The organism is Arthrobacter silvisoli (genome assembly GCF_003369445.1).
GTDB classification, from domain to species: Bacteria; Actinomycetota; Actinomycetes; order Actinomycetales; family Micrococcaceae; genus Arthrobacter; species Arthrobacter silvisoli.
On sequence record NZ_QRCU01000076.1, the window covers coordinates 137,992 to 148,829 of the forward strand.

The 10,838-nt window shown below is 68.4% G+C and carries 11 protein-coding genes; 7 read left to right on the forward strand and 4 right to left on the reverse strand.

Going from position 1 to position 10,838, the window contains the following annotated elements:
- Positions 1-15: 15 nt before the first annotated feature.
- The 5 genes from DWV11_RS17565 to DWV11_RS17585 all read left to right on the forward strand — a co-directional run bounded on the left by DWV11_RS17565 (position 16) and on the right by DWV11_RS17585 (position 6,547).
- Positions 16-1,245 carry an amidohydrolase gene (locus DWV11_RS17565; protein WP_115790211.1) on the forward strand — a complete coding sequence of 410 codons (1,230 nt, stop codon included), beginning with the start codon at positions 16-18 and terminating at the stop codon, positions 1,243-1,245.
- 243 nt (positions 1,246-1,488) lie between these two features.
- Complete coding sequence (locus DWV11_RS17570; protein WP_115790212.1) at positions 1,489-2,106, forward strand: alpha/beta hydrolase; 618 nt, start codon at positions 1,489-1,491, stop codon at positions 2,104-2,106.
- Between the two features lie 166 nt (positions 2,107-2,272).
- Complete coding sequence (locus tag DWV11_RS17575) at positions 2,273-3,322, forward strand: LacI family DNA-binding transcriptional regulator (RefSeq protein WP_115790213.1); 1,050 nt, start codon at positions 2,273-2,275, stop codon at positions 3,320-3,322.
- On the forward strand, positions 3,315-4,067 hold the full coding sequence (locus tag DWV11_RS17580) for an HAD family hydrolase (RefSeq protein ID WP_115790214.1): 753 nt from the start codon (positions 3,315-3,317) through the stop codon (positions 4,065-4,067). The genes DWV11_RS17575 and DWV11_RS17580 overlap by 8 nt, the downstream gene beginning before the upstream one ends.
- A 56-nt stretch (positions 4,068-4,123) precedes the next feature.
- On the forward strand, positions 4,124-6,547 hold the full coding sequence (locus DWV11_RS17585; RefSeq protein ID WP_115790215.1) for a glycoside hydrolase family 65 protein: 2,424 nt from the start codon (positions 4,124-4,126) through the stop codon (positions 6,545-6,547).
- A 66-nt stretch (positions 6,548-6,613) separates the two neighbouring features.
- Here the strand turns inward: DWV11_RS17585 and DWV11_RS20195 are convergent, their stop codons facing one another.
- From DWV11_RS20195 to DWV11_RS20200, 4 genes are all read right to left on the reverse strand, one after another.
- Positions 6,614-6,751: a hypothetical protein gene (locus DWV11_RS20195; RefSeq protein WP_168404750.1), complete on the reverse strand. Its 138-nt coding sequence runs from the start codon at positions 6,749-6,751 to the stop codon at positions 6,614-6,616.
- 26 nt (positions 6,752-6,777) lie between these two features.
- Positions 6,778-8,106: an MFS transporter gene (locus tag DWV11_RS17590; RefSeq protein ID WP_115790216.1), complete on the reverse strand. Its 1,329-nt coding sequence runs from the start codon at positions 8,104-8,106 to the stop codon at positions 6,778-6,780.
- A 56-nt stretch (positions 8,107-8,162) separates the two neighbouring features.
- Positions 8,163-8,798, reverse strand: coding sequence for a DNA alkylation repair protein (locus DWV11_RS17595; protein ID WP_168404752.1), 636 nt, complete (start codon positions 8,796-8,798; stop codon positions 8,163-8,165).
- Positions 8,799-8,884: 86 nt separating this feature from the next.
- Positions 8,885-9,034, reverse strand: coding sequence for a hypothetical protein (locus tag DWV11_RS20200; RefSeq protein ID WP_168404755.1), 150 nt, complete (start codon positions 9,032-9,034; stop codon positions 8,885-8,887).
- 171 nt (positions 9,035-9,205) lie between these two features.
- On the opposite strand from DWV11_RS20200, the gene DWV11_RS17600 reads away from it, so the two are divergent.
- Together DWV11_RS17600 and DWV11_RS17605 are read left to right on the forward strand one after the other, a co-directional pair.
- Positions 9,206-10,015, forward strand: a complete 810-nt coding sequence (locus DWV11_RS17600) for a hypothetical protein (RefSeq protein WP_115790218.1) — start codon at positions 9,206-9,208, stop codon at positions 10,013-10,015.
- A complete protein-coding gene (locus tag DWV11_RS17605; protein ID WP_115790219.1) occupies positions 9,999-10,748 on the forward strand; it encodes a LamB/YcsF family protein in 750 nt (249 codons plus the stop codon). The genes DWV11_RS17600 and DWV11_RS17605 overlap by 17 nt, the downstream gene beginning before the upstream one ends.
- Positions 10,749-10,838 lie beyond the last annotated feature (90 nt).

The window sequence follows — 10,838 nt, forward strand, 5'->3', positions numbered from 1 at the left end:
ACCCGAAAGGCCACCATGCCAAGCCAAGCCACCGCCGTCGACGTCGATACCCTCAAGAAGGCAGCCTCCGGCACCATCTCCGCGTGGGAAGACCGCCTCCGCGAAGTCAGCCGCATCATCCACGACAACCCGGAACTCGCCTTCGAGGAACGGCTCGCCGCGGAAACCCTCGCCGCGGTCGCCGAGGAAGGGGGCTTCGCCGTCGAACGCGGCGCCTACGGCATGGAAACCTGCTTCGAAGCGGTACGCGGCAGCGGCGACTTCACCGTGGTGATCTGTGCCGAGTACGATGCCCTGCCGGAGATCGGGCACGCATGTGGCCACAACATCATCGCGACGGCGGGACTCGGCGCCGCGCTCGCGCTCGGCGACGTCGCCGACGAGCTCGGCCTGCGCGTGGTGCTGCTCGGCACCCCGGCGGAGGAGCACGGTGGCGGCAAGGCGCTGCTGCTCGAAGCCGGCGCCTGGGAACAGGCCACCGTGTCCATGATGGTGCACGGCGCCACCGGCGAGGACCTCAGCTGTTCCGTCACCCGCACCCAGGCCGTGGACCGCTTCGCTGTCACCTTCAACGGCCGCGCCGCGCACGCCGCCGCCGCCCCGGACAAAGCCATCAACGCCGGCGACGCCGCCACCATCTCGCTGGTGGCCATCGGCCTGCTCCGCCAGCAGCTCGCCGACGGCATCCGCCTGAACGCCTTCGTGGAACGCGGCGGCGAGGTCACCAACATCATTCCGGCCCGCACGGTGGTCAGCGCCGAGGTCCGCGCGCACGACCTTGCCGTGCTCGAGGACGTCAAGGAGCGCATGCTGAACTGCTTCGCCGGCGGCGCCCTGGCCAGCGGCTGCACCTGGGAGGTCACCCCCACCGAACCGCGCTACGAGAACCTCGTCCAGAACACCCTGCTCGCCGAGGCCTGGGACCGGAACCTGCGCAGCATGGGCCGCACGGTGGTGCAGACCAGCCGGCTGGGCGGCGGCTCCACGGACATGGGCAACGTGTCCCACGCCGTGCCCTCCATCCACCCGATGATCTCGGTGCTGGGTGCCAGCGGCGTTCCGCACACCGCCGAATTCGCCGCCGACGCCGGATCTCCCGCGGGCGAGCAGGCCGCCCTTGACGGCGCGCTCGGCATGGCCTGGACCACCATCGACACCGTCACCAACCCGGAAACCCGCGAGGCCCTCCTCGATCTGCAGGCCGCCCGCCGCCCGGGTGCCACCCGCAGGCCCGCGCTCGGCTAGTTCCGGAGCCCGCTAACGGCTCCACCCCGCTGGAGATGTCCTGCGATGGCTGGTGACATGTTCTGCGGCCAAGGGGCTGCGCGGGATCGCGGGAACGTTGCGGGGTCGCCGGAACGGACCGGCGACCCCGCAGGCTTCCGGCGATCTCGGCGACCCCCACACCCGCGCCCCCTGCACCCGCGACCCCGTTGCCTCCTCCCTGGGCGGGCTGCTCCATTGCGTGATCCCGCTAGGCTTTTCCCTATGGATACCGTCCTCTGGTCCAAGCCCGAGAGCGAGCGTGCCGGAACGCCCCTGTTGGTGATGATGCACGGGTACGGCACCGACGAGCAGCGCATGGCCAAGCTTTTCCCGGAGCTGCCGGAGGAATTCACGTGCGCCGCGCCCCGCGGCCCCATGGTGATCGGCGACGACTACGGCTGGTTCCTGCTGGACTACTTCCTGGCCAACGATTTCACCGACGTCATCTCGGCCGCCAACAAGGTGTTTGCCTGGATCGACTCGGTCAAGGGCAAGCACAGCAGCGTGAGCCTGTTGGGCTACTCCCAGGGCATGGCCATGGCCAGCACGCTGCTGCGCCTGCGGCCCGATGGCTTCAAGGCCACGGTGGGCCTGTCCGGTTTCGTGCTGGACAACGAGCTCCTGTCCATGAGCGAATCCTTCGAAACCCGGCCCCCGTTCTTCTGGGGCCGGGACAAGGCGGATCCCGTGATCAACGATGAAGCGGTGGAGTACACCGCCGACTGGCTGGACCGGAACACAGCCCTCACAGCCCGCACCTATCCCGGAATGGGCCACCGGATCGAGGCTATGGAACTGGCCGACGTGGGCACCTTCCTGCGCCACTACGTCCTGCGCTGAGCGAAGCGACCGCCTGCGCTGAGGTGAGCCCCGCGTAACACTGGCGACGCGTTTGTGCATCCCTTGATAGGCAAAATTGTAAACGCTTACAATCGCTCGATGCGGTGAGTCGCCGCAGCGCTGAACAAGCGTAGATCAAGCATGGAAAGGGTTGAGGCCGTGTTGCATGGTTAGTGCCCAGCGCGCCACCATCCAGGACGTTGCTGTCCTCTCGGGATTGTCCATTTGCACCGTTTCCCGGGCCCTGCGCAATCTGCCCAATGTGTCCGAGAAAGCCCACCGCAAGGTTGCCGAAGCGGCCGGGAAGCTCGGCTACAAACCATCGTCCGCGGCCTCACGGCTCGCAGGCGGGAGCACCGGCTCCATCGCCATCATCGCCCCCACGGCCACGGCCTGGTTCTTCGCCCAGGCAGTGGAATCCGCCGAGGAAGTCTTCGCCGACGGCGGGCACGACACCGTCCTGGTCAGCCTCCGGAACAACGCGGACGTCCGGAGCCGTGTCTTCGCGGACCTTGCCGCCCTGCGGCAGCGGGTAGACGGGGTGCTGCTGCTGAACGTGGACCTTGATGCCGATGAGATCGATGCCTTGGCAGGATCCGGCCTGGCGGTCGCCAGCGTTGGAATGAGCGCGGTCCCCTGGGATAACGTAGGAATCGACGACGAACACGCCGCCTGGGCGGCCACCTCCCACCTGCTGGAGTTGGGCCACTGGGACCTGGCAGTGCTCTCGGGCCGGGAGCTGGGCGGGCATTCGGTCCGTACCAGCAACAACCGCCTTGACGGTTTCAGCCGGGCGCTGTCCGAGCACGACCTCACCGTCCACCCGGACCTTGTGGTCAATGCCGGCTCGTCCATCGAGGGCGGGCGGAGCGCCATGACCGAGCTCATCGCACACCGGGGGCTGCCCAGTGCCCTCTTCGCCGACTGCGACGAGATCGCCTTCGGAGCCCTGATGGCCTTGCGCGAGCACGGCCTGGGCGCCCCGAGGGACGTGTCCGTGATCGGGATCGACGACCACCCCATGAGTTGGTTCCTCGGCCTGAGCACGGTGGCGCAGCCTGTCGCAGACCAAGGCGCCTTCGCGGCGAACCTGCTCTGCGAACGCCTGCAGAACCCGGAGCCGGACCACCCGCCCACCAACCATTTCCTCGACACCAAACTCATCGAACGCAAGACCACCCGCCGCAAACGCCGAACGGACAAGAACCATGACTGAATCCCACGCAGCCCTGAGCTCCATCTGGAAGGGCGCCTCGGCTCTGCTGTTCGACCTCGACGGCGTACTGACGCCCACCGCGGTGGTACACGAGCAGGCCTGGCAGGAACTGTTCGACGGCTACCTCGCCGAGGCCGGCCACGCCGGAGCGGACGGAACAGGCGGCTACCAGGAGAGCGACTACTTCGACTTCATCGATGGCAAGCCGCGCTTCAACGGCGTCCGGGACTTCCTCGCCTCCCGCGGCATCACCCTGCCCGAAGGTCCCACGGACGATGCACCGGACAGCCCCACCGTGCAGGGCCTTGGCAACCGCAAGAACCTGATCTTCAATGAAATTGTGTCCACCCGCGGGGTGGAGCCATACGCCGGCTCCGTCCGTTTCATCCACGCCGCGCTGGAGCGCGGACTCAAGCTCGCCGTCGTCTCCTCCTCCCGGAACGCGCCCGCGGTACTCAAGGCCGCCGGGCTGGACGGCTATTTCCCGGTAGTGGTCGACGGCCAGGTGGCGGCCGCCGTCGGACTCCCCGGCAAACCGGACCCGGCCACCTTCGACTACGCGGCACAGCTGCTCGAGGTATCCGCGGCCGAATGCATCGTGGTGGAGGATGCGGTGTCCGGCGTGCAGGCCGGCAGCGCCGGCAACTTCCGGGCGGTGATCGGCGTGGACCGCGGTGCGGGCCGGCAGACCCTCCTCGACGCCGGGGCCACCTTTGTGGTGGACGACCTCAACGACCTCCTCTGATTCCCCCAAGACCCTGAACTTCCCCAACCCATCTCCTTTCGAAAAGGCACTTCCCCATGGCACTCATCAGTTCCGACCGGCTGCGCTTCCCTTGCGAACCGTGGAAGCTCGTGGAATCGATCCATGTCCCCGGCGACGCCGGCACGCTTGAAACGCTCTTCAGCCTCGGCAACGGGCACCTAGGAATCCGCGGCGGGCATTGGGCCGCGGCCGACGGTGACCTCCCCGGCACGTTCATCAACGGTTTCCACGAGATCTGGGACATCAAGCATGCCGAGAACGCGTACGGATTCGCCCGCACCGGGCAGCGGATCGTGTACGTCCCGGATGCCAACAACTTCACCGTGATGGTCGACGGCGAGCAGCTCTCCCTGGCCGAGTCCACCGTGCGCGACTACCGCCGCAGCCTGGACTTCGCCACCGGCGTGTACGAATGCACCGTGACCTGGGAGTGCCGCTCCGGCGCCGTCGTCACCACTGTCGAGCGGCGCGTCGTGGGCTTCGAGTCGCGCGGCTGCCTCGGCATCGAATTCACCCTGAGTTCTGACCGCCCCACCTCCGTGGACATCACCTCCTCCATCCTCAACCGGCAGGACCAGCCGGTGGAGGACCACTCGTCCCACGACCCCCGGCGCTCCGGCCGGCACGCGGGGCGCGTGCTGCGCCCCCTGCACCTGCAGGGCGCCGACGGCTCGCTCCGGCTCGCTTGGGAAACCACCGAATCCCGGCAGCGGATCGGCGTGGCCGTGGACCACTGGATGTCCATGGACGGCCAGCCCTTCGAGACCGTGGTGGGGGAGGACGAGTCTGCGGTCCGCTACGTCCTGGCAGTGAACGACGGCGAGACCTTCCGTCTCGAGAAGAGCGTCAGCTACGTGGTCAGTGCAGTGGAGGACACGGTCGCTGACCCGGGCGAGGCGCTCGCCGCGGAGGCGGAACTTCGCCTGGTTGAGTTCGACAGCCTGCTGGCCGAAAGCGCCGAGCACTATCGCAACTACTGGGCCACGGCCGACATCGTGATCGGTGGCCAGGCCGAGATGCAGCAGGCCGTCCGCTGGAACCTCTTCCAGCTGGCCCAGGCCACAGCGCGGGCCGGCGTTGCGGGCATCCCGGCGAAGGGCGTGAGCGGTTCGGGCTACGAAGGGCATTACTTCTGGGACCAGGAGATCTACCTCCTGCCGTACCTGAGCTACACCAACCCGGCCGCAGCCCGGCAGGTCCTGGAATCGCGCCACGCCATGCTGCCGGACGCCCGGATCCGCGCCAAGGAGCTCAGCGTGGACGGCGCGCTGTTCCCGTGGCGCACCATCAACGGCCTCGAGGCCAGCGCCTACTACGCCGCCGGCACCGCCCAGTTCCACATCGCCGCGGCCATCGCCTTCGCTGCCAACCGGTACCAGTGGGCCAGCGGGGACAGCGCCTTCGCGAACGAGATCGGTGCCGAACTGCTGATTGAAACGGCCCGGATGTGGGCGTCCCTGGGCTTCTTCGGCAAGGACGGCATGTTCCACATCCACGGCGTCACCGGCCCGGACGAGTACACCGCCGTGGTCAACGACAACCTCTACACCAATGTCATGGCCCGCTTTAATCTGCGTGCTGCCGCCGAGCTGGATCACCCGGGTGTGCTCGAAACCGATCGGATCATCTGGCGCCAGGCCGCCTCGCGGATGGCGCTGCCGTACGACCCGCACATGGAGGTCCACTCCCAGGACAACGACTTCATGACCCTGGAACCCTGGGACTGGAACACCCCGCGGTCCAAGTACCCGCTGCTGCTGAACTTCCACCCGCTGGTGATCTACCGGCACCAGGTCCTCAAGCAGGCGGACACGGTCCTGGCGATGTTCCTGCAGTGGCAGGACTTCAGTGCCGAGGAAAAGCAGCGCGCCTTCGACTTCTACGATCCCATCACCACCGGCGACTCCACGCTGTCCGCGTGCGTCCAGGGCATCATGGCGGCCGAGGTGGGCTACTCCGACATCGCGCTCAAGCACTTCACCGAGGCGTTGTTCATCGACCTGGACAACACCCACGCCAACACGGTGGACGGTGTGCACATCGCTTCCACGGGCGGCATCTGGAGCTCCTTGGTGTCCGGTTTCGCCGGAATGCGCGACCAGGGCGAGGTACTGCACTTCGACCCCCGCCTGCCCGAGGAATGGGAGAGCCTGTCCTTCCGCCTGCGGCTCCGCGGCCAGGTGCTCGACGTCGAACTGCGGCCCGGCAGCATCGCCATGTCGGCCCGTGCGGACCGCTTTGACGGCGTTCCCGACGGCGGCGGCGCGGCTTCGGCGGGAGACGCTGCGGCTGAGCCGCGCGGCACCGCACTGGAGGTAAGCGTCCGCGGCCGGCGCGTCGTCGTCGGGCCCGACACGGTGACGGTCCCGCTCGAGGCGGCTCCGGTCCCGGTTCCGTCGGTCTTCCCGAGCCTGTTCCCGACGGCGGGTGTCCCGGTAGTCGGAACGCTGGAGGGTTAAGCGCGGCAAGGCGCCGGTGCGGCTGGATTCCCGGCCGCGCCGGCGCCTTGTGCTTTTTCCGGAAGGCTAGACGGTTTCGCGGACAGGTTCCGTGTCCTTCGCGGTTTCCCCGCCGGCTTGGGCAAGGCTCATGCCGTTGGTTTCCTCGGCCACGAACAGCCAGGGCACGAAGCCCGCGGCGGGGACGCCCGCTGCCACCAGCATGGTGGCAGCGCGTGGCTACGGGGCCGCTACCCGTCTACGGCGTCCAAGGAATCCTTTTCCGCAGGCTCCGCATCCAGCGGGTGCTCGATCTCGTCCGTCAGCATCCGCGCCGCGAACAGGGCCACCACAGACATCAGCGGGCACACCACCCCGGCGGCCAGGAAGATCAGCCAGATCGGCATCACCTGCGCTGCGGGGCCGGACAGGGCCATGGACACCGGCATCAGGGCCAGCGACACGAAGAAATCCAGGCTCGAGATGCGTCCGAGCAGGTGGGGCGGGACCCTGCGCTGCAGCAGCGTGCCCCAGATGACCATGCCCACGCTTCCGGTGGCGCCGAAAATGAACAAGGCTGCGGCCAGCACCCAGAAGTTGTCCATGATCCCGACGGCGGCAAGCGGCAGGCTGCCGAGGCCCCACGACGAGATCATGATGGTGAGGTACCGCCGGGGCAGCCTGAACGAGGCTGTGGCCAGGGAAGCGATTGCGCCGCCCACGCCCATGACCGCGAGGAGGAAACCGAACATCCGTGAATCCCCGTGGAGTTGGTCGCGCACCACGAACGGGATCAGCACCTCGATCGGTCCGATGATGAAGAGCACCGACAAGCAGGCCCAGATCAGGGTCCAGAGCAGCCACGGCGTGCGGAGGGTATAGCTGACGCCCTCCCGCAGGTCCCGCAGGAAGGACCGGACCGCGCCGCCCCGTCCACGCTGCGGAGCAGGCAGCGAACCATCCGCGGCCCCGTTCGCCGGCGCGTCCAAGGCGTGCCGGCCCAGGAAATTCAGCACGATGAACGCCGTGAGGTGGCACAACGACACCCCGGTCACGGCCCACGGCGGCGACAGCGATGCCACCACCACACCGGCCACGGCAGGCCCAGCGGCCTGTTGCAGGATGGGCCGCATGGTGCCCTCCATGCCGTTGGCCGCGAGCAGGTCCTCGGCCGGGAGGATCCGCGGCAGGATCGCCGAATACGCCGGGAAGAAGAAGGCCGCGCCCATACCCAGGACGAAAGAACCCGCGGCGAGATGCCAGAGTTGCAGCAGCCCGGTCATCGAGAGCACGCTGACGGTGCCGATCACGGCCAGGTTGGCTCCCTCGACGGCGATGATGAGCAGCCGCTGCGGCACCCGGTCAGCGGCGATCCCGCCCGCGAGCACGAACGCCACCAAGCCGACTGCCGCTGCCGTCGCTACGAGGGACAACTCCACCGGCCCGCCGCCGAGCTGGATCACCTGGTACACCATGGCCACGGCCCACATGCCGGAGCCGAAGATCGAAATGGCCAGGGCGGTGATCAGCACCCGGTATTCACGGTGCGCAAAAGGACGGAGGGCTCGCGGGGCAGCCATCAGCCCAGCCTACCGCCGGAAAGCCGCCGTTTCGACGGGTACGTTTCGATGGGGTTTCAGTGCCTGCGCGGGGACTTCAACCCGGTGTCCAGCTTGCTGCGGACCTCGCGCTTCACGCGCGAGGCGAGTTCGCGGTCGTGCGCTTCCAGGAAGGTGCGCACCGCCTGCGGATCCCACGGCACCAAGGAACGCAGCGCCCAGCTGAGCGCCTTCACCACGGTGTCGTCCCGGTCGTGCATGAGGAGCACGACGACGGCGAGCGTCCGGTCGCGGTCGCCGGTGCCCCAGCGGGAGCGGGTATTGAGGACGGTGGTGGACACGAGCGCCAGCCGCCGCCACCAGCGGTTGCCGTTCCGGGCCCAGCCGGCGACGTCGGCATCGCTGACCAAGCCCTCGCGCCAAGCCGGGCCGCTGAGGATGGTGCCGAAGGCGTCGGCCTGGCCCCAGGATGCGATCTCGGACCCCAACTGCTGCAGGGCTGCAGCGGTCAGGGAATGGAAGGCGGCGTCGTGCGCGTTGATCAGCTCCCAGCCCAGCCAGTCATAACCGGCCGCCCGGAGGCCGTCGGCGAGTTCGAACACCACGGATGCGTCCGCCGTCGCGATCCGCGCTGAAAACCTGCGCCGCAGGGCGCGGAGGCTGGGGGCGTCGGCCTTCTCCAAGGCGTGTACTTCGTCGAGTACACGCTCCAAAAGATGCCCCGGTCTGGCGTCTCCCGGAGCCCCAGCAGCCAAGCGTGGAGCCACGGTTAAATTTTAGGATCGCCAGGGATTTTGGGCTATTGGCCGGCGGTGTCGTCTTCGTCCGGACCCTCTGCGGGATCCTGGCTGTGGAGGCCCGTGTCGTGCGGAACCCAACCATCGATTTCGCCTTCGGCGGGTGCGTCGCTGTGGTGCCTGACGTCGTTCAGGTTCATGTTCTTCTTCATTCCGGATACTTCCTGTCCTGGCTTGTACCGGTCCCTGTGAACGGTCCAAGTCTACGCCGGAGTGGGCCCGCGCCGCCCGCGTTCCCTGGCCGGAGCGAAGCGAGGGCAGGGAGGCGGTGGGGGTTACGCTTGGGCGGGTACGCACGAACTCTTTCCACGGCGGAGGTGAACATGGCAAGGCGCCCCAACCCGGCAGCGAAGATTGCCCAGGAAACCGTCCACAAAGCGGTTTTCGACGAGCACGGCAATCCCAAGCCCGGCGTCCATAGCGTCCTCCTGCGTGCCGTGGAAGTGCAGCGGCCCCTCGTCCTCGCCAACCTCCAACGCCTGCGCCGCCGCCACCCGCACGCCTCCGCAGGACAGCTGGCAGCCAAACTGGAGCGGGACTTCCTGCTCGCGGTCACCGGCGGGGGAGCCGCGGTGGGGGCCACCGCCGTCGTGCCCGGCCTCGGAACGGCGGCCTCGCTGGGACTGTCAGGGCTGGCCACGGTCGGCTTCCTGGAGGCGACCGCCCTGTATGCGGCGTCGCTCGCCGAGCTGCACGGCATCCACCTGACCGACCCGGACCGCGCCCGCACCATGGTCATGGCGATCATGCTCGGCGAAGAAGGCACGGCACTGCTGGGCGCGCTCAGCGGACAGAGCCGCGGCCGTGGCAAAGGCGTCACCCAGGCCTGGGGCAAGACGCTCGGCAAGAAGATTCCCGGCAGCGGTTTCGGCGTGGTCCGGGACGCTGTCCAGCGGGCCTTCCTCCGGAGCCTCCTGAAACGCCAGGGCACCGCATTCCTCGGCCGGGCGCTGCCTTTCGGGGTGGGCGCCGTGGTGGGTGGCGGCGGGAACCTGATGATGGGCCGGGCCGTGGTGGCCTCGGCCAAACACGCCTTCGGGCCGCTGCCGGACACCATTCCCGGCGAACTGCCCGCAGACACTCCACCAAGCACCAATGCCCTGACGGAAGGAAACCATGGACCTGAACGCTGACCTGGGGGAGGGCCTCGGCTCCTGGACGATGGGCGATGACGCCGCGATCTTCCGGATCGTCAGCAGCGCCAACGTGGCCTGCGGCTTCCACGCCGGGGACCCCGTGACCATGCTGGACAGCTGCCGCGCCGCCTTCGAACTGGACGTCCGCGTGGGAGCCCACGTCGGCTACCGGGACCTGCACGGCTTCGGCCGGCGCAGCATGGACATGTCCTTCGACGAGCTCTACGGCGACGTGCTCTACCAGCTGGGCGCCCTCGACGGGATTGCGCACGCGGTGGGCGCCTCGGTGGACTATGTAAAGCCCCACGGGGCGCTGTACAACCGGATCGTGCACGACACGGACCAGGCCGAAGCCGTGGTCGCCGCCATCCAGGCCTACGATCCCGGCCTGCCCGTGCTCGGACTGCCGGGCTCGGCGTTCCTGCGGCTCGCCGGCGAGGTGGGCCACCCCGTGTTCCACGAGGCCTTCGTGGACCGCGGCTACCTGCCGGACGGCACCCTGGTGCCGCGCTCGCAGGACGGTGCCGTGGTGCACGACTCCCGCAAGGTGGTGGAGCGGGCCGTGCGCCTGGCGACCCAGGGTGAACTGGAAGCCGTTGGCGGCTCGGTTGTCCGCGTCCGGGCCGACTCCCTGTGCATCCACGGCGACACCCCGGGCGCGGTGGAACTTGCGGCCGCGGTGCGGAAGGGCCTGGAGGACGCCGGCGTGGAGATCGCGCCGTTCGCCTGAGGCGGGCCTAGCTGTACTGCCCAGGCAGGTTGGTTAAGCGGCTGATAGGCGGGTGGCCTCCGATTGCGGTGTGGGGCCTGTGGTGATTGT